This is a genomic window from Paenibacillus sp. N3.4 (assembly GCF_008017805.1).
Lineage (GTDB): Bacteria > Bacillota > Bacilli > Paenibacillales > NBRC-103111 > Paenibacillus_E.
On sequence record NZ_VRTT01000004.1, the window covers coordinates 1 to 19,488 of the forward strand.

At 45.7% G+C, this 19,488-nt stretch carries 18 protein-coding genes; 16 read left to right on the plus strand and 2 right to left on the minus strand.

Annotated elements, in window-relative coordinates; all coding sequences use genetic code 11:
- The 11 genes from mutS to FU659_RS03600 all read left to right on the plus strand — a co-directional run.
- The coding region (gene mutS, locus FU659_RS03550; RefSeq protein WP_147946292.1) for a DNA mismatch repair protein MutS at window positions 1-2,496 on the plus strand (2,496 nt) is incomplete at its 5' end.
- 78 nt (window positions 2,497-2,574) lie between these two features.
- A complete protein-coding gene (locus FU659_RS03555) occupies window positions 2,575-4,011 on the plus strand; it encodes a S41 family peptidase (protein ID WP_147946293.1) in 1,437 nt (478 codons plus the stop codon).
- A 2-nt stretch (window positions 4,012-4,013) separates the two neighbouring features.
- Window positions 4,014-6,059, plus strand: coding sequence for a DNA mismatch repair endonuclease MutL (gene mutL, locus FU659_RS03560; RefSeq protein WP_147946294.1), 2,046 nt, complete (start codon window positions 4,014-4,016; stop codon window positions 6,057-6,059).
- Window positions 6,060-6,069: 10 nt separating this feature from the next.
- Window positions 6,070-6,840, plus strand: a complete 771-nt coding sequence (locus FU659_RS03565; RefSeq protein WP_315971267.1) for a class I SAM-dependent methyltransferase — start codon at window positions 6,070-6,072, stop codon at window positions 6,838-6,840.
- Window positions 6,834-7,802: a tRNA (adenosine(37)-N6)-dimethylallyltransferase MiaA gene (miaA, locus tag FU659_RS03570; protein WP_147946296.1), complete on the plus strand. Its 969-nt coding sequence runs from the start codon at window positions 6,834-6,836 to the stop codon at window positions 7,800-7,802. Before FU659_RS03565 ends, miaA begins: the two co-directional genes overlap by 7 nt.
- 66 nt (window positions 7,803-7,868) lie before the next feature.
- Window positions 7,869-8,108 carry an RNA chaperone Hfq gene (gene hfq / locus FU659_RS03575; RefSeq protein ID WP_147946297.1) on the plus strand — a complete coding sequence of 80 codons (240 nt, stop codon included), beginning with the start codon at window positions 7,869-7,871 and terminating at the stop codon, window positions 8,106-8,108.
- Window positions 8,109-8,250: 142 nt separating this feature from the next.
- Window positions 8,251-9,387 carry a transglycosylase domain-containing protein gene (locus FU659_RS03580; protein WP_147946298.1) on the plus strand — a complete coding sequence of 379 codons (1,137 nt, stop codon included), beginning with the start codon at window positions 8,251-8,253 and terminating at the stop codon, window positions 9,385-9,387.
- Window positions 9,354-10,856, plus strand: coding sequence for a transglycosylase domain-containing protein (locus tag FU659_RS03585; RefSeq protein ID WP_147946299.1), 1,503 nt, complete (start codon window positions 9,354-9,356; stop codon window positions 10,854-10,856). Before FU659_RS03580 ends, FU659_RS03585 begins: the two co-directional genes overlap by 34 nt.
- Window positions 10,857-11,006: 150 nt before the next feature.
- Window positions 11,007-11,720 (plus strand): peptidylprolyl isomerase, encoded by a 714-nt coding sequence (locus FU659_RS03590; RefSeq protein WP_261807589.1) that lies wholly within the window; start codon window positions 11,007-11,009, stop codon window positions 11,718-11,720.
- A 68-nt stretch (window positions 11,721-11,788) separates the two neighbouring features.
- Window positions 11,789-12,448: an alpha/beta hydrolase gene (locus tag FU659_RS03595; protein ID WP_147946300.1), complete on the plus strand. Its 660-nt coding sequence runs from the start codon at window positions 11,789-11,791 to the stop codon at window positions 12,446-12,448.
- A gap of 8 nt (window positions 12,449-12,456) precedes the next feature.
- Window positions 12,457-13,170: a YdcF family protein gene (locus tag FU659_RS03600; protein ID WP_261807590.1), complete on the plus strand. Its 714-nt coding sequence runs from the start codon at window positions 12,457-12,459 to the stop codon at window positions 13,168-13,170.
- 62 nt (window positions 13,171-13,232) lie between these two features.
- On the opposite strand, the gene FU659_RS03605 is transcribed toward FU659_RS03600, so the two are convergent.
- Together FU659_RS03605 and FU659_RS03610 are read right to left on the minus strand one after the other, a co-directional pair.
- Window positions 13,233-14,102 (minus strand): SDR family oxidoreductase, encoded by an 870-nt coding sequence (locus FU659_RS03605; protein ID WP_147946301.1) that lies wholly within the window; start codon window positions 14,100-14,102, stop codon window positions 13,233-13,235.
- A 53-nt stretch (window positions 14,103-14,155) separates the two neighbouring features.
- Window positions 14,156-14,938, minus strand: a complete 783-nt coding sequence (locus tag FU659_RS03610; RefSeq protein WP_147946302.1) for a GNAT family N-acetyltransferase — start codon at window positions 14,936-14,938, stop codon at window positions 14,156-14,158.
- A gap of 162 nt (window positions 14,939-15,100) precedes the next feature.
- Here FU659_RS03610 and FU659_RS03615 point away from each other — a divergent pair, with 162 nt between their 5' ends.
- The 5 genes from FU659_RS03615 to FU659_RS03635 all read left to right on the plus strand — a co-directional run bounded on the left by FU659_RS03615 (window position 15,101) and on the right by FU659_RS03635 (window position 19,309).
- A complete protein-coding gene (locus tag FU659_RS03615; RefSeq protein WP_147946303.1) occupies window positions 15,101-15,580 on the plus strand; it encodes a GNAT family N-acetyltransferase in 480 nt (159 codons plus the stop codon).
- A 17-nt stretch (window positions 15,581-15,597) separates the two neighbouring features.
- Complete coding sequence (lplA, locus tag FU659_RS03620; RefSeq protein ID WP_147946304.1) at window positions 15,598-16,599, plus strand: lipoate--protein ligase; 1,002 nt, start codon at window positions 15,598-15,600, stop codon at window positions 16,597-16,599.
- Between the two features lie 24 nt (window positions 16,600-16,623).
- Window positions 16,624-16,926, plus strand: a complete 303-nt coding sequence (locus FU659_RS03625; protein WP_147946305.1) for an antibiotic biosynthesis monooxygenase family protein — start codon at window positions 16,624-16,626, stop codon at window positions 16,924-16,926.
- Window positions 16,927-17,051: 125 nt separating this feature from the next.
- Entirely contained in the window at window positions 17,052-18,047 is a 996-nt protein-coding gene (locus tag FU659_RS03630) for an AAA family ATPase (RefSeq protein WP_147946306.1), read from the plus strand.
- Window positions 18,048-18,145: 98 nt separating this feature from the next.
- Window positions 18,146-19,309 (plus strand): acyltransferase, encoded by a 1,164-nt coding sequence (locus tag FU659_RS03635; RefSeq protein ID WP_147946307.1) that lies wholly within the window; start codon window positions 18,146-18,148, stop codon window positions 19,307-19,309.
- Window positions 19,310-19,488: the final 179 nt, after the last annotated feature.

A 19,488-nucleotide genomic window follows, 5' to 3' on the forward strand; every position in this document is an offset into this window, starting at 1 on the left:
GGTGCGGAGGAGAAAATTCCGATGTGCGGCGTTCCTCATCACGCGGCTGACAACTATATGTCTAGGTTAATTGAAAAAGGTTTTAAAGTAGCGATCTGCGAACAAGTGGAAGACCCCGCAGAAGCCAAAGGCGTGGTACGAAGAGAAATTGTTCGGATTGTGACACCGGGAACGGTTATGGACAGCAAGCTTCTAGGCGAAACCAGCAATAATTACATTGTTTCACTCGCGCATCGGGAGCAAGGCTACGCATTTACAGCCTGTGATATCTCTACCGGCGAGCTGTATACGACGCTGCTTCCAAACTCCTGGGAGCTTGTGATGGATGAATTGAATGTCTATGTCCCATCTGAGATTATTGCGGACAACAAGCTCCTTACGACCATTCGGGAAACCAATGCAACCTGGGGACGCAACACCGTCATTACCGAGTGGACGCAAGCGGACGACAAGCTCCTCGAAGAGCATTTTGCCGACGATGCGGCGCTTCACTCCTTATCCGCGCTGAACAGGCAAGGGGTAGCCTTAATGCTTGCTTATCTGAAAGATACGCAAAAAAGAGCCCTTACCCATGTGAAGCACATTCGGGTCTACGAACCGGATCAGTTCATGACGATGGATCCTTTCACGCGTAGAAATCTGGAACTGGTGGAAACAGTCCGAGAGCGCTCCAAAAAAGGTTCATTGCTCTGGCTGTTGGACAAAACCGTTACGGCGATGGGAGCTCGGATGCTCCGCCGTTGGATCGAAAAGCCGCTTATGAGCGTTACCCGCATTGAGGAGCGTCTGGAAGCCGTCAATCTGCTCTACAATCAGCTCATCGTTCGCGAAGATGTGAAGCAAGCCTTAAAGGAAGTTTACGATTTAGAGCGGTTGGTTGCTCGTATCTCCTACGGCAATGCGAATGCCCGCGATATGCTTGCCCTGAAGCATTCCTTGCAGCAGGTTCCCCTTCTTCAAGAGGTTTGCCACGCGTCTGGCTCGGAAACTCTCCGCAATCTGGTTAAGGGTATGGATACATGTGAAGACGTAAGATCGTGGATTGCCAGCGCGATTGAGGATGAGCCTCCGGTTTCGATTCGCGACGGTGGAATGATTCGCGAAGGCTACCAGCCTTATTTGGATCAGCTAAGGGAAGCAAGCAAGAACGGGAAGCAATGGATTGCTGAATTAGAGCGTCAAGAACGCGAAGCGACGGGCATTAAGTCGCTCAAGATCGGCTACAACAAAGTGTTTGGTTACTTTATCGAGGTGACCAAAGCGAATATGTCAGCCCTGCAAGAGGGGCGCTACGAGCGCAAGCAAACTTTGGCGAATGCCGAGCGTTATGTGACACCCGAACTGAAAGAGAAAGAAGCGCTCATTCTGGAAGCCCAGGACAAGATGGTTGATCTGGAGTATGAATTATTTACGGAGCTGCGCGACCGGATTTCTCAGCATATTTCTCGCCTGCAGAAGCTGGCTGAGGTGATAGCTGCTGCGGATGTCTATCAATCTTTGGCTGCAGTCAGCGCCGCACATCACTACCGCAAGCCGGAGATCGGCGAAGGCTTTGATCTCCATATCGAGGAAGGTCGACACCCTGTGGTGGAGGCGGTCATTCAAGATGGCTCTTTCATTGCCAATGAAACGAGTCTTGAACAAGAGCAAGGACGTATCCTGCTGATTACCGGGCCTAACATGGCTGGCAAAAGTACGTACATGCGACAAGTTGCCGTGATCTGCTTAATGGCGCAGATCGGCTGCTTCGTGCCGGCGAGAAGCGCGCGTATCCCTGTTACGGATCGAATTTTCACGCGGATCGGGGCTGCGGATGACTTGATAGGCGGTCAAAGCACGTTCATGGTCGAAATGATGGACATACAAGTCATGACCGAGAAAGCAACAAGCAAAAGCTTGGTCATCATCGATGAACTTGGTCGGGGGACATCAACAGGTGAAGGCATGGCGATTGCGCAAGCGGTCATTGAATTTCTACATGACCGGATTGGCTGCCGGACGCTCGTTTCGACGCATTTCCATGAGCTCGCCCATCTGGAGGACAGTCTTGCGCATCTGCGCAATCACTGCATGGCGGTCAAGGAAAGCGGCGGTCAAGTGACTTTCCTCCGCAAGCTGATCCGCGGGGCAGCGAGTACCAGCTATGGCATCTATTGCGCTGAGATTGCCGGGCTGCCCGAGACGATCATTCAGCGCTCCTATGAGCTGCTGAATGGGTTTGAAGTGCGGGCAGCCGGTCAGGCTCAAGCTGCCGCAGCCCTAGAACCTGCTGCCGATGAGTGGCGGGCGTCGGTGCCTGACGCTATGAAGACGGAAGCTCCGATTCAACAGCTGTCCCTCTTTGCCGATGACAGCTCGTCCAATGCTGCTGTCAAGAAGAAGCCTGACGGCAAATCTCAGCTCGTGCTCGACCAGCTGAAAGGAATTGACCTTATTAATATGACGCCGCTGCAGGCGCTTAATTTAGTCTACGAATGGAAGCAAAAGCTGCAGTAGCAACTGAAAGCGTTTCTGTCTTGCACTTATATCTAAGTTAAAGTTGGAAGTCATTTGATACCCTAAGGAGCGACGCTCATGAAACAGCTGTATACAATGAAAACAATGAAGGTTACGCTTGCGCTAGCGTCTGCACTTATGACGATTTTACCTGTTACTGCGATGGCGCAAGAAGATTTACAGACCCAGCAGGTTAGACAAATTATCGGCAAGCTGCATGTCAGCGGCGTAACCGAAGAGGCACTGGCTAACCAAAGCATTAAACAAATGATCGAAGGCTTGAAGGATCCGTATACCGTATTTTTCAGTAAAGAGGAGTATAGTCAATTTTTTAACTCTTTGGAAAATAATTATGTCGGTATGGGTGCTCGAATTGGCCTCGACGATAAAGGTGTCTATTTAACGGAAGTGTTTGCAGGCTCCCCCGCAGAAGCTGCCGGCCTGCAAAGGGACGACTATGTGCGTGCGATAGATGGCGTGCCAGCTTCAACAACCTCGATTGATGAGGTCAGAAATAAAATTATCGGCATAGAGGGAACGAAGACGAAAGTGACCGTATTGCGCGGAGATAAAGAAATAACCGTAGAGATTACTCGCGGCGCTGTCAATGTTCCCGAAGTGTACAGCAAAAGCTTTGTAAACGGGGTTGGATATATTCAAATCACGGAATTTTCCAGTGATGCCGATGATGAATTCGATGTGCAATTAGCTGCGCTGCAAGCAAAGGGACTAAAATCATTAATTTTGGATGTACGCAACAATCCCGGTGGTCTTTTGGATACCGCGCAAAATATTGCCAAGCATTTTGTCAAAGACGGCGTATTGATTCATACACGAGATCGCAATGGCGAAGATGATCCCGTTCTAATTAAGGGGGGATCTGAGTTATCCATCCCTGTATATATTCTAGCAAATGAAAATAGCGCCAGCGCTTCAGAAGTGTTGTCAGGCGCTTTGCAGGATTATAAAGTCGGGCAAGTGATTGGCGTACAAACGTATGGCAAAGGCAGTGTTCAGCAGGTATATCAATTAGATGGCGGCAGCGCGTTGAAAGTGACCATCGAAGAGTATTTGACTCCGAACAAGCGTAAAGTGAATAAAGTAGGCATTACACCTGATATCAAGGTGGAAGGGGCTGCTGCGCAATTAATTACAGCTCTTCATACAGCCGGTATTATGGATATTGATGTGGAAATCACGAAGCATAAAATTACGTATAACGGCGTTGAGATGGGCACTGTTCTGGGAGCTTTCCATGAAAATGGGAAGTTGTATGCATCTACCCGTGCGCTAGCAGCGCTCGTAGGAGCTAAGATTACTTGGAATGAAACGAACCGGACTGTTGAGCTTACTGACAGCAAAGGCACACATGCTATTCCTGTCGAGGCGGACAAGCTCATCATCGATAATGGGACTAGTTACGTCAATGTCAATCTTTTCGATGGTTATTTCCCTCAGTTGAAAGTGAATGATCAAGGAGAGAATATTTCCATTCGTGCTGTAAAGGGGAGCTGACTATGGGGAAAATTCAACTCTTAAGCGAACATATTGCGAACCAAATCGCTGCGGGAGAAGTGGTGGAACGCCCTTCTTCTGTCGTGAAGGAACTCGTTGAAAATTCGATTGATGCCGATAGCACACGGATCGATGTGACGATTGAAGAAGGAGGTCTTCAGCTTATTCGGGTATCCGATAACGGTTCCGGTATGGCTTTAGAAGACTGTGAATTAGCTTTTCAACGTCATGCTACAAGCAAAATTGCCACAACGAAAGATTTGTTTTCGATTCGGACACTGGGTTTCCGTGGCGAGGCGCTGCCTAGTATTGCGTCCGTATCAAGGCTCACGTGCGTCACCAGTTCTTCGGATGATGGTTTAGGCCGTAAAATATTCATCGAAGGCGGCACCATACGCACCGTGGAGGAAACAGCTGCTTCACGTGGCACGGATGTGTCTGTCAAGGATTTATTTTATAATACGCCGGCCCGACTGAAATACATGAAAACGATCCAAACGGAACTTGGGCATGTTTCTGATTTTATGTATAGACTTGCGCTTGCTCATCCAGGCATCGCATTTTCTTTGAAGCATAACGGCAATGTTCTCCTGCAATCACTCGGAAACGGCGATTTACTGCAAGTCATCGCCGCTATATATGGAACGGCAATAGGCAAGCAAATGATTCCAATCCAGGTGGAGAGCTTGGATTACACGATTTCCGGCTTTATGGCTAAGCCGGAAATGACTCGCGCGAATCGTGGCGGTATCTCGACCATTGTTAATGGTCGTTATGTTCGCAATTTCGCGCTGAATCAAGCTCTTATGCAGGGGTATCATACCCTGCTGCCGATTAATCGGTTTCCCGTTGCGGTGCTGCAAATTGGCATGGACCCAGCCTTGGTGGATGTGAATGTTCATCCTTCCAAGCTGGAGGTTCGATTCAGCAAGGAAGCGGAATTAACTTCCTTGATTGAGTCTGAAGTGAAGCGTATGTTGGGCAGGCAAGTTCTGATTCCACAAGGAGCCAAACCTACTGCGCCGAAAGGCGCTTATGTGCAGGAGCAATTAGAGCTTACGCGAGCTATTGAGCCAGTTGGCAAATCTGCGACGCTTCAACCCATGCCGCCGATAAAATCAATGGACATCGAGCGTGAGCAGCCGTTTAGCTCGAAAGTTAAGCAAGAGTCTGAATCTTTGGATGTGCCTGTTTTACCGCATATTAAAGAAGCAGTCTCACCATACCAACCCGTAACGGCTTATGAGAAAACGCCTGTCTTACGCTCTCCGCTTATAGAGCCGCGGATCAACGTTTCTGGATCCGATTCTTCCATTCGGACCAGAGGGACTTCACCTAATCAAGGGTACTCTTCCGGAGGGGCAAACCCGCGAAGCGTTTCGATCCAACAGCAGCGTCGAACGAATGAGGCTTTTATGGAACTACTGCCTTCCAATGCGGATAGTGAAGCTGGAAAGCTGCCGGTTTTTCCAAGGCTTGACCCCATCGGACAGATGCATGGCACTTATTTGGTCGCGCAAAATGAAGAAGGGCTATACTTAATTGACCAGCATGCTGCGCATGAGCGAATTAATTATGAGTATTTTTATGAGCGTTTTGGCAATCCTGCTGAGGCAAGCCAAGAATTACTCGTTCCCATTACCTTGGAGTTTACACCTTCCGAAGCAGGTGTTATTGAAGAGAAGCTATCTTTGTTTGAACAAGCAGGTGTGTTTATGGAATCCTTCGGCGGTCATACCTTCTTGGTTCGTGCGCATCCTCACTGGTTTCCTGACGGTGAAGAGAAAGAGATTGTTGAAGAAATGTGCGAGTGGGTACTGAGTGAGAAGAAAGCGGTAGATGTTGCTAAATTGCGAGAAAAAGCCGCAATCATGTGCTCCTGTAAAGCTTCCATCAAAGCGAATCACAGCCTGAGTGTGCTCGAAATGGAGACGCTCATTGATAGGCTCTCGGGCTGCCGCAATCCATACACCTGTCCGCATGGCAGACCTATTGTCGTTAGTTTTACAACGTATGAGCTTGAAAAAATGTTTAAGCGAGTGATGTAACCCCGTGTTAGTGACAACTTCTTATAATCCTTCTGGGGAATTGCTGGACAAAGCGGTACGGCTAGCTGGAGCGTATAACGGCCGTGTAGTTCCCCGAAGGAAGTATTCTTTGGAGCATCTTAGGAAAAATTATGAGGATAATCGGCTTCTGCTTGTGACAAGAGATGAGATCAGGTACTATGAAGATGACCATGCCGCGTATTTTTTCCATCCCAGTATGGCCCTTGTCCGTGTCAAACGCATGCAGCGTGGCGAATCTGACTTATTAATTGAGGCTTCCGGTACTGTGCCAGGTGATGTGATTGTTGACTGCACCGCAGGTTTGGCCTCGGATTCGATTGTCTTTTCTTATGCCGTTGGTTCTCTAGGAAGCGTAACTGCACTAGAGAGTGAACCGATACCCGCCATGCTGATTCATGAAGGTCTGGCCTTGTATGAATCCGAAATTGCTGAGCTTAACGATGCTATGAGGCGTATCAAGGTTAGGAAGACTGACCATCTGACTTACTTGCAGCAGCTTGAATCACAAAGTGTGGATGTCGTCTATTTCGATCCGATGTTCCGCAGCCCCATTGAGGAATCTCAAGCGATCTCTCTTCTTAGGCGAAATGCGAATGATGAAGCTGTCAGCTTGGCATCCATCGCTGAAGCGAGACGAATTGCGCGCAAAAGTATCGTTCTAAAAGAGAACAGAGATAGTCATGAATTTGCCAGGCTCGGTTTTGAGCACGTATTACGATCAACGACCAAAACAACGTATGGAGTGATTCGACTGTGTTAGCCCCATCAGCCAAGCCGAAATTACTCGTGCTTCTTGGTCCCACAGCAGTAGGCAAGACCAAGCTAAGCTTGGAGATTGCCCAAAAATATGGCTGCGAAATTATTTCCGGAGATTCTATGCAAGTGTATCGAGGCATGAATATCGGAACAGCCAAAGCGAGCGAAGCTGAGCAGCAGCTTGTTCCGCATCATTTAATTGATATTCATGAACCTTCTTATGCTTTCTCGGCAGCTGAATTCCAAGAGCGCGTAAAAAGCTTGATTATGGACATTCACTCCCGTGGGAAGCTGCCTTTTATCGTTGGTGGAACAGGGCTTTATATTGAGTCCGTATGTTACAACTACCAGTTTACCGATGTCAGTATGGATGAAGCCTTCCGGCTAGAACAAGAGGCGTTCGCCAACCTACAGGGTGAAGAAGCGCTGCATCAGAGGCTGCGAGATATTGATCCTGAAAGCGCTGATCGGCTTCATGCGAACGACCGCAGGCGTGTCATACGCGCCCTTGAGATTTATCATATGTCCGGTGAAACGATGTCTGCCCATTTGGCCGCCCAGAAAAAAGAGTCGCCTTACGAACTATGTATCGTCGGATTGACGATGGACCGTGCCTTACTCTATCAACGGATCGAAGAGCGAATCGATGCGATGATGGAAGAAGGTTTGGTAGAAGAGGTAAGAAATCTTCTTGCCGCCGGTTGTCCGAAGCAGGCTATATCCATGCAAGCGCTCGGATACAAAGAAATCGTCAGCTACTTGGAGGGCGAGTTAAGTTTGGAGGGTGCGGTGACGCTGTTGAAGCGTGATACCCGCCGATATGCCAAGCGACAGTTGTCCTGGTTTCGGCATATGAAAGACATTCATTGGGTGGATGTGACGGAATCAGCAAATTTTTCTGCCCATTTCCAAATTATTAATGATATACTAGCAGGAAAGTTTGTTCATAAAATTGAATATAATTAACAATTATCACCAACACAAAATAGCGCCATACGGCGAGAGTTTCATTCCATTAAGGGGGACCAACTGATGAACAAATCCATTAATATCCAGGACAATTTTCTTAACCAACTGCGCAAAGAAAGCATTCCCGTTACCGTATACTTAACTAATGGGTTTCAAATCAGAGGCCTAATCCGTGCTTTTGATAACTTCACAATCATCATTGACAGTGAAGGGCGTCAACAAATGGTGTACAAACATGCCATTTCTACGTTTACTCCGCAAAGAGCGGTTTCTTTGATGGCTGCTGCCGAAGCTTCGGAATAATCCGATCTCTGGCATCATTTGCAACTTTTTAATGGGATGCACCGTCTAACCGAATAGAAACTTGTAGGAGCAACCTTGTGTTTGAGGTTGTTCTTTTGTTGGTTAAGAGATAGAGAATTGAACAACGAGGGAGTCGGTGGATTTGGCGAAACCAACAAGTACACAATCAACGAAACAAACAACAAAGAAACCGAGTGATGGCAGCAAAGGTTCTAAGAAAAAGGGATTTAATTTTCGCAAAGTGTTTATAGGTACCATCATTGCCGGGATCTTAGCCATTATTTGTGCCATGGCGATTTATATTGTTGTAATTATGAGCGGTTTTAAAATTTTGGACAGTAATATTGATAAAATTAATGCATCTACGGAATCCACGCTTATTTATGCGCAAGAAGAAGGCAAAGATAAGAATGGAAAAGATTTACCAGCTACAGAAATTGCGAAAATTTATAAAGGTGAAAACCGCGAAAGCGTGGATATCAAAGATATTCCTAAACGTTTGCAGCAAGCTTTCGTTGCCACAGAGGATCGTCGGTTCTATGAACACTCCGGTGTGGACTTATGGTCCATCGGACGTGCCCTCGTGAAAGATATTATTCATATGAGCGCAGTCGAGGGCGGCAGTACCATTACGCAGCAGCTTGCTAAGAACGTATTCTTAAGTTCAGAGAAAACGGCGTTCCGCAAAGGAACCGAGATGTCGATCGCGTTTGCTTTGGATGAACGGTACAGTAAAGAGGATATTCTTCAAAGATATTTAAATCGTATTTTCTTTGGCAGCAACGCTTATGGCATTAAAGCAGCAGCAAAGGTGTACTTCGGTAAATCTAATCTGAATGATTTGAAGCTGTGGGAGATGGCTACTTTAGCTGCTTTGCCCAAAGCGCCTTCCAGGTACTCACCAATAGCCAATCCGGACTTGTCCAAGGACCGTCGTGGTGTGGTCTTAAAGCTGATGGCCGATCAAGGCTACATTACAGAAGCAGAACGGGTTGAAGCTGCAGCTGTGGATTATGTAGCGCCAGCTTCTGTTAGTCAAGGCACAAAGGATTATGCGTCTTATGTCGATTATGTTGTTAATGAAGCAGAGGACGTGTACGGTATAGGTGAAGATGAATTGTTGACTAAAGGATATCGGATCTATACGGCGATGAATCGAGATGCTCAAAAAATAATGGAGCAGACGTATGCCACTCCGAGCTTTTCCAAAATGATGCAGCAGATGGACAAAAAATTCAAAGCGCCATGGTCATTATCGATAACAAGACTGGGGGCTTAATGGCCATGATTGGCGGTCGCGATTACCAATCCAAAGGATTTAGTCGTGTATATTCCAAAAGACAGCCCGGTTCTTCGTTCAAGCCTATCGCGGCTTACGGACCTGCACTGGAGAGCGGCAATTATACACCTTATTCCATCATGGACGATTCTCAAACAAGTTTTGGGAATGGTACGTATTCGCCTCGAAACTATGATCGTACAACGCACGGTCAGGTGCCGATGTTTGAAGCGGTCAAGAAATCGTACAATTTAGCTCCCGTTTGGTTGTTGGATCAAATTGGTGTCAGAACCGGTATCAAGTTTGCTAGTAAACTTGGCATTACTTTGAACGAAACCAAAGATGTTAACTTAGCTATCGCTTTGGGAGGACTTACAGACGGTGTTTCACCGCTGCAAATGGCTTCTGCTTATACGGCTTTCGCCAATCAGGGTATTCAAAATAAATCGCACGCCATTCTTCGCATTACGGATGCGCAAAATAAAGAAATCGCTGTATACAAGCCTGAGAAGAAGCAGGTTATACAACCCAAAACGGCCTACTACATGACATTGCTGCTTCAGGGCGTTGTGGAGCCAGGCGGGACAGGTACGAAAGCGAAGTTCAATCGTCCTGTGGCGGGTAAAACAGGAACAACAGGACTGGATATTAAGGGAATTGAAAAATATGACCGTGATGTGTGGTTCGTTGGATATACACCAGAATGGACGGCTGCTGTCTGGGAAGGCTTTGACAAGGTCGATGCCAAACATTATGTGACAATTGGCAGCGGCAGTCCATCTTTAATCTTTAAAGAAGTGATGTCGAAGGCTCTGGATGGCAGACCTGCCGCCAATTTTGCAAAACCGGATGGTGTAGCAGAACCTACTGCACCACCAACAGGGATTAGCGATTTGACAGCGACCTATACACCCGAAACGAAATCTGTCAAACTAAACTGGTCATCGCTTGGAGACAAAGTCAATTATCAGCTGTTCCGCAAAGGAACGAAAGACAGCGAACCAAGAATGCTTGTTCAATCCGTAATAACCGAAGTCAACGATACATCGGTAAGCAGCGGGGAAACTTATCAATATTATGTGGTGCCGATCCAAACGGATTCGAATACACCGGGTGCCAAATCAAATCAGGTTTCGGTTGATATTCCCAAGGATGATGCGCTTCTGGATGGTTCCAAAGTATCTCCTTCACCATCACCTTTGGTTTCTCCGTCTGCATCGCCAGGCAATGGGAAAGATCAACAATCGCCGTCACCATCACCGGGTACGAAACCTACGTCGTCCCCTACGAGCAGCAGCAAGCCTGGCAGCGGTATAGGGGAAAGTCCAAGTCCTAGCTCCAGTCCTAGCCCAAATCCATCCCCTACAACATCAGCAAAACCTGTGGACGGATCGGGAGAGAAACCAAAAGATGGCAGCCAAGATCCGGGCCAAATCATAGCACCAGGAACCATACAGAAACTGCAGTAAGTCAGAATGCTTACAGAGTCTCATGCCTGTCTGTAGATAAGCGAGTACACCAAGACGCTAACCACAGACAGGCCTACATAATTCATCAATCACGTACATGTATCACATCCATTCTCGCTTAAAGCGGAACAACTAACGGAGGAATAAACAATGACTTTGAACTTTAAATCAACGAAAATGCTCCCAGCAGCACTAATTGCACTGACTTTACTTGTTTCTGCTTGCGGCAATAAGCCAACTGAAACCGCAGGCACGGCTACACCCAAAACGGGTGCTGCAGCAAGCTCATCTGCTGTTGTAACACCAACCGCTTCTCCTAATGCTCCGAAACAATGGAGCAAAGCGCCGGATATGATCATCGATCCAGCCAAAACCTATCAAGCGGAGATGGTAACTTCCAAAGGGACGTTCACCATTGATCTTTTTGCCAATGAAGCTCCCAAGACGGTCAACAACTTCGTCTTTTTATCCAAAGAAGGGTTTTATAATAATGTAACGTTCCATCGAATTATTAAATCGTTCATGGTTCAAACGGGAGATCCGCTTGGTACCGGAAGAGGCGGTCCAGGGTATAAGTTTGCGGACGAGTTAAAAACATCACATAAGTATGAGCCCGGTATTGTAGCGATGGCTAACTCCGGACCGAACACCAACGGCAGCCAATTTTTTATCTGCTCCGGAGATGACGCCGCTTCACTCAATAAAAACCCGAACTATACGATATTCGGTAAAGTGACGAAAGAAGGAATGGCCACCATTGCTAAAATTGCGGATACACCAGTTGCCAATGATCCTAATTCGGGTGAAGCCAGTAAACCAAAAGAAACTGTGACGATCACATCTATAACTATTAAAGAAAAGTAAAATGGACAGGATCGGCATCTGATCGGTAAAAGCTGGAACGGATAAAGCCAAATAGGAGAGGATACGGAATGAAACAACCCTGCTTATTGTTTCATGGCTTTACGGGAGGTCCTTATGAAGTGGAGCCTCTTGCCCGTTATTTACGTGACCGTGATCAGCTATGTGATGTACCCAAATTGCCTTGGAACGGTGAAATGCATCATCAATTGAAATCTTCACATTGGGAGGATTGGGTACGGGCAGCTGAGCGGCAAGCGGAACGAATGGCCCTGCAATATGGCACCTTCGATTTAGTCGGATTTTCCATGGGTGGACTGTTAGCCGCTTATCTGGCTGTGCGTTATCCCGTTCGCAAACTCGTTTTGCTGAATACGGCAGTCATTTATGTAAGTCCTGGCAGGCTGATGGAGGTAATCCGGGATGAGTGGAAACAACAAGGAAAGTTAAGTTTATTGAAAGCCAAGTCAACGCCCATAAGCGCAACTTGGCAGTTCACTCGCCTGGTTCGTCATCTGAAGCCAGAACTTAGTCAGGTACGGATACCAACTTTTATCGCTCAATCCGAGAGGGATCAGGTGATTCATCCTCAGAGTGCAAGATATATCTACAGTAAGTTAAAAGGGCAGCGTGAGCTTCATTGGCATCCGAAGTCCAATCATTTGATTTGTCTTGGAGACGAGGCTTCTACTCTGTTTCGTCAAGTCAGCGCATTCTTAGAGAAGGAGTAGTCGGAGGAATGACAGCAAAGCCGAGTATGAACAAAGGGCAGCGATTAACGCTATCTAAATTTCCAAAGAAAGATCGTCGCTCTGCGGGTTCGAAAGCTAATGGATTTAAACGTCTATGTCTAAGAATCTTACGGATTGTCGCATCCCTTCTCCTTCTTGTTCTTGTTTGGATCGTTTACATTCAATGGAAAGTTCAAATTGCGCCCGATCAACCGCTTCCTAAGCAGGTCGATGTCGGGATTGTATTGGGCGCTTCCTTAAGGCAGGATATTCCAAGCCCAGGTCTCCAGGAACGGCTTGATCTTGCCGTAGATTTGTACAAACAAGGAAAATTCAAGCAGGTAATTGTGTCCGGGGGGTTAGATCACAATGGATCAAAGCTTACGGAGGCAGAAGGCATGCGGAATTATTTGGTCCAAAAAGGCGTGCCGCAAACGAGCATCCTACTAGAACCCAAATCGACAAGTACCTATGAGAATTTAGTTTACAGCAAGCAAATTATGGACGAGCATGGCCTTGTCAGCGCAATCATAATGACCCATCAATTTCATGGTTCGCGCTCACTGGATATAGCTGAAACCATCGGGTTGAAAGATCCCATCGTCTCATCGACGAAATCCGAGGTCTTATTTATGCCTTATCACGAAGGTAGAGAGACATTAGCGTATACGAAATGGTACTGGACGAAGCTGCTGCTGAAAGTTGGTATTGAAGCAACTTAAAAAGCATGACCTTAAGGGAGGAATCCTCAAGAGGTCATGCTTTTTTGTTAGCAATCGTTCGTTTATCCGTTCACAATTGTGCCGCCATTTACATGCAAGATTTGTCCAGCCATGTAAGAAGAATCATCACTGGCAAGAAATACGTAGCTGGCTGCGAGCTCAGCAGGCTGCCCAGCGCGCTTCATCGGTGTGGTTGAACCAAATACAGCAACTTCCTCAGCGGTAAAAGTAGAAGGGATGAGAGGCGTCCAGATGGGTCCTGGGGCGACACCGTTGACACGTATGCCGCGGGCATTCAGCTGGAGAGATAAAGAGCGGGTGAAAGTGACGATCGCGCCCTTCGTAGCTGAATAATCCAAGAGCTGCTCATGGCCTTGATAAGCGGTTATGGAGGCGGTATTAATGATAGCACTGCCTGATTTCAGGTGTGGGAGCGCAGCTTTGGTCAAATGGAATAAGGAGAATATATTCGTCCGGAATGTTCGTTCGAGCTGTTCCGTTGTAATGTTCTCGATGCTTGGCTGTGGATGCTGCTCCCCGGCATTATTGACTAGAATATCCAGTTTGCCAAATTGGCTGACGGCTTGCTCAATCACTTGTTTGCAGAAATTTTCATCCCCTATATCTCCGGCGACATGCAAGCATTTGCGTCCCGTTTGCTCGACGTGGCGGTGTGTCTCCTCGGCATCCGTATGCTCGTTTAAATAAACGAGGACGACATCAGCGCCTTCTTTCGCAAAAGCAATGGCAACGGCTCTGCCGATTCCACTGTCACCTCCGGTGATCAAGGCGACTTTATCTTTTAATTTACCGGCGGCTTTGTACGAAGCTTGCTCAAAGAAAGGGGGAGGATTCATTTGCTTTTCAATGCCTGGCTGTTGATTTTGATGCTGTGCGGGGAAAGAAGGTTTCTTTTCTGTAGCTGTTGCCATAAGTGGTGCTCCTTTCATCCTAACGCAATATGGTATTAGGATGATGCAAACAACTACAAATCATACTTAATTCTGTAATGATAGCCATAGCATGTTGTATATCCCAACTTTCCATAAAGCGCAACAGCTGCTGCATTGGATGTAATAACTTGCAAATATTGCTGGGTGGCGCCCTGTTTCATACTCCATGAAGTCATAGCATGCATAAGCATATAGCCGAGTCCTTTGCCCCGATGCTCCTCATGGACAACGACATTGACAAAGCCAGACCATTGTTTCTCTACGATGGCCGTACCAAGAGCAATCATTTTTCCATGTTGGGAAAGCGTAAAGAAACCTTTGGATATGGGCATACGTTCAAATAAATGAAGATAGAAGCTTCTGCGTTCTTCAGGAAACTGTTCCAGCCGAAGAAAAGCATCCAGCCATTCTTCGGCTGCCTCGGGTGTCCATTCGATCTGAATGTCCGTATTCTCTCTTTTCGCTAAGCTGATTGCAGTACGATCCACAACTTCTTGACTATCCGCTGTCATCAATAAGCAAGGTGTCTCTAGCGCATAGCCTGCCGCAGAGAGTTGTTCATCCAGATTTTCGGGAGAGGCTGCACTTACTTGAATAACAGCAGGCAAACCTCTTTTCTGATAGTATAGTTCGATTTGTGCAAGCCAATCAGCATCCTTCGGAAAATCACCAATAGCCAGCACGCTATTCGCTCGTCTGGTAACCCCTTGTGAAGAACGCAAGAGCCAATTGTCGACGTAATCTACAGACTCAGCGGGCCAAGTATGAGCTGCGATGGTATCAAGGGTAATGAATAATGGAGAAGCTTCGCTCATTGAATGCGCTCCTTTAGAAAGTTATCGTAGGTCATAATTGATAAATATACATTTTTATGAATAAAAATACAATATAGTAAAGTGGAAATAAAGGAATAGATATTGTAAGCTAGAAACCAATAGAAGGAATGTATAGCCAAGCGGAAAGTCGGTGCCTTTTCAATGGATATGAAGATACGCAAAGCGCGTGCTGAAGATTATGAGGCAGTGAATGCCATTATCCGTATGGGTCAGGAAGAGCACGCTGATGCTTTGCCTGATCGTTTTGCCCGCTTGGACCATGTTGTGGCTATGGGCTGGTATCGCAGTTTTTCGGATCAAATCAATAAAGTCATTTTGGTAGCCGAAATCCAGGAGTCGGTCGTTGGTGTAGCCATGCTGGAAATGAAGAAAAGTCCTGCGTTTGAGGCATTAGTCAATCGCTCGTATGCTTATTTGAACGAGCTGGCGGTAGCTTCGGATTTCCAAAGGAAGGGAATAGGAACGAAGCTATATGAAGCATCCAAGGAATGGGCTGAAGAGAGGAAGGCATCTTCGCTCGAGTTGAACGTGTGGGAATTTAATGAACGGGCCGTGGCCTTCTATCATTCTTTAGGCATGAACACGATAAATCGAACCATGAATGTGAATTTAAACGAGTAACAAGGAGCGAACAAACCATGCTGTTTATAGATAATGAAGGCATTACGGATCCTCGGATTAATTTGGCGATTGAAGAGTATGCTTTGAGACAATTACCTGATGAGGAAAGCTATCTGCTTTTTTATATGAACGAACCTTCTATCATTATTGGCAAAAATCAAAATACAATCGAAGAAATTAATGCTGAGTATGTCAAAACGCAAAATCATCTGCACGTGGTTCGTCGATTATCAGGCGGCGGAGCCGTGTATCATGACTTAGGCAATTTGAATTTCAGTTTCATTACGAAGGATGACGGGAATTCCTTTCACAATTTTCAAAAGTTTACGGAGCCGGTTGTTGAAGCTCTTCGGCAGCTAGGTGTAGAAGCGGCTCTATCCGGACGCAATGATATTCAGGTCGGAGAACGCAAAATTTCTGGCAATGCTCAGTTCGCTACAAAAGGAAGAATGTTCAGTCATGGAACTCTATTGTTTAACTCCGAAATTGAACATGTGGTCTCTGCCCTGCAAGTGAAAGCGGATAAAATTCAGTCTAAAGGCATTAAATCCATTCGCAGCCGCGTAGCTAATATTGTTGAATTTCTTGATGAATCCCTTACGATTGAGGAATTTCGCCAAAAATTGCTGGTTTCTATTTTTGGTACTGAACTATCCAAAGTTCCACAATACAAGCTTACGAAAGAAGATTGGGATCATATCTATCAACTTTCGAAAGAAAGATATCAAAACTGGGATTGGAATTATGGCAAATCACCTAAAAGTACGATTCAAAATTCCAGACGTTTCGAAGGTGTTGGAACAATTGACGTACGTTTAAATATCGAAGAGGGGCATATCCGTCAACTTAAAATCTATGGTGATTTCTTCGGGGCAAGTGACGTTGCGGAGCTCGAGGACAAGTTGATTGGACTACGTTATGAAGAGAAAACGTTGCGAGAAAGATTGGCAGACATTGAAATGAAACGTTATTTTGGCACCATAGACTTGGAAGATCTGATTAGCCTGCTGATGACTTAATCAAACCTAATGGAGGAATTATCTATGATATTAGAAGTAGCCATCCTTCCCGTTATTGCTGGTAAGAAAGAGGAATTTGAAGCTGCGTTTCGTCAAGCCTCGTCCATCATTTCCTCTATGAAGGGTTATATTTCTCATGAGTTGCAAACGTGCGTCGAGGATAATCATAAATACCTCCTATTGGTTCGATGGGAGACGCTTGAGGATCACACTGTGGGCTTCCGAGGCTCGAAGGAGTATCAAGCATGGAAGCAACTGCTTCATCACTTCTATGATCCATTCCCTGTTGTTGAACATTACGAATTAACACAAGCTTACAGCTCGTAAGGGTGCCGCAATAAGAATTGCTGGTTGGCAACCAAGCAGATTGAGCTATGTCTTTAACGGAATGCGGCTTAACGGTCTAAATCGGTTGGAACGAGCGTAGGATGGATTGATATACTAATCATCCTATGATTGAGGTGATCCTCATGAGTGGCCGAAGCTTGCCCTCCAGACAAATCAACATCGTGTTGCGGCAACCTGAGCCTGGGATGCATAGGCGTGCCGCTGACGGAAACGGCGACCCCCTGCACGCCTCGCCACTGGCTGAAGCAGAGCCGCATGTAACAGGGAAGAGGTCGCCTCAGGATGGCCCCCTTTCCGACATTTTCAAAGAGTTAAATCAAATGATTGGCCTCGATAATGTTAAAGAACTGGTGCATGAAATTTATGCGCTTTTGCAAATTTCGCAATACCGCGCAGAGGCTGGTCTTATGAGTAGTGCGCATGTGTATCATATGATTTTCAAAGGTAGCCCTGGCACCGGGAAAACAACGGTTGCCAGACTCATGGGACGTATGTTTCATGCCATGGGGGTATTGAGTAAAGGACATTTTATCGAGGTAGAGCGAGCTGATCTGGTCGGTGAATACATTGGTCATACCGCGCTTAAAACGCGTGAACTGATGAAGAAAGCGATGGGGGGCATTCTATTTATTGATGAAGCCTACAGTTTAGCCCGCGGGGGAGATAAAGATTTTGGTAAAGAGTCGATAGACGCTCTCGTCAAGGGCATGGAGGACAAGAAAAATGACTTTATCTTAATTCTCGCAGGGTACAGTGAAGAGATGGAACAATTTCTTTCCACGAACCCTGGGTTGCCGTCTAGGTTTCCAATCCAAGTTGATTTTGAAGATTACCCGATTGATCAACTGCTGCAAATAACGGAGTTAATGGCGAAAGAAAGGGAATATTTGCTAATCCCACAAGCAATTGTGAAGCTGAGGCAGCATTTAACGGAAGAGAAGGCAGCGACGTGGAGAGCATTCAGCAATGCGAGATATGTCAGGAATATTCTTGAAAAGGCGATGCGTCATCAAGCGGTACGGCTGCTCAGTCAATACGTAAACACACCATCTAAACTTGAGTTGATGTCAATTAGGCCCGAAGATATGAAATTTAAATGAATATGATTTTCAGTGAACATTAAGATTGGATTTATAGTTTATTCATAAGAGCCTCCTATACTTGGTTTATATAACAAGATAAAGGGAGGCTAGATTTGATGGGATTAGCTACCGGAACCATAAAAAAAGAACAATTAAACATTATTTACATCGTTCGCGCACTTGCCATTCTCGGCGTTATTTTTGTACATGTCACTTCGATTCCGATCGGAGAGATCGTAGATAAAAGCTCTTCGATGTTCTTTTATTTTAATTTTCTCAATGTCTTCAACAAATTCGGAACGCCGACATTTATTTTCTTAAGCGCCCTTGTCCTATTTTACAGCTATTATGATCGACCTTTGAATGGAAAATTGATCGCTCGTTTTTATCAGCGGCGCCTCTTATATATTCTGACACCCTATCTGATATTCTCATTGCTATACTACGTGATCCAGATGTATTATTCATTCGGAGAAACGTGGGAACAGTTTTTTCAGCATGCGTCCTTATCTAATTTTTTCCAAATGGTTCTTTACGGGAAATCATTTTATCATCTTTATTTTGTTTTCATTAGCGCACAGTTTTACATTCTGTTTCCTGCGCTATTATGGTTTTTAAAGAAATATCCTCGGGTAACCAAACATCTGATCTGGATCGGATTTGTGATGCAATGGGCATTTGTCCTGTATAACCATTACAGCTTGCATTACGAGGATAAAGGGCAGTTGGGAATCAGTTATATTTCCTACTACTTTATGGGTGCATTTTGCGGAATTTATTATCATACATTTAAAGATTGGATTACTGTTACGTGGAGCAATCTGTTTTCCAAAAAAGCGTTCTTTTGGATTCCGCTTTGGATCGTATGGATCGCTTCGAGCTTCGGAGATGTCAATCTATGGTATCAAACCCGTGTAAATGATTTCAGCGCCAATTCATTAATTTACGAGGGTTACTGGTTCTTTCATACGTTTACTTCACCGCTGATTTTGCTTCAAATAGCGAGCTTCTTGTACCGGAAGTTAAATACAAAGCTCATCAACACGATCATAAATCTTGGCGTCGCTTCATTCGGAGTCTACATTGTACACGCTGCTGTTCTTTTTTATTATTTTAGATTACCTGTCAGTTACACACCGGCAGCCTACTATCTATACATTGCTGTAGGTTATGCCTTCACCCTGCTTCTCTCATGGGGGATTGTGGGATTAGCTCAGAAATATGTAAAAGGCGCATGGATGCTCTTCGGGTCCAAGCCTAAAAAAGCACCTTACATTTGAAAATAGTGGAAAATAATACCGCGATAATGAAGGGCTGTCCTGTAAGGTCTAAAAAGATCTTATGGGATAGCCTCTTTTTTTCTCGTGAATAAAAGAATTGACAGATTAGCTGAAGTGAGTAAAATAGACATAGTGATTGCTGATAATGATTATCAATATTACTTTGGGAAAACGTGGGT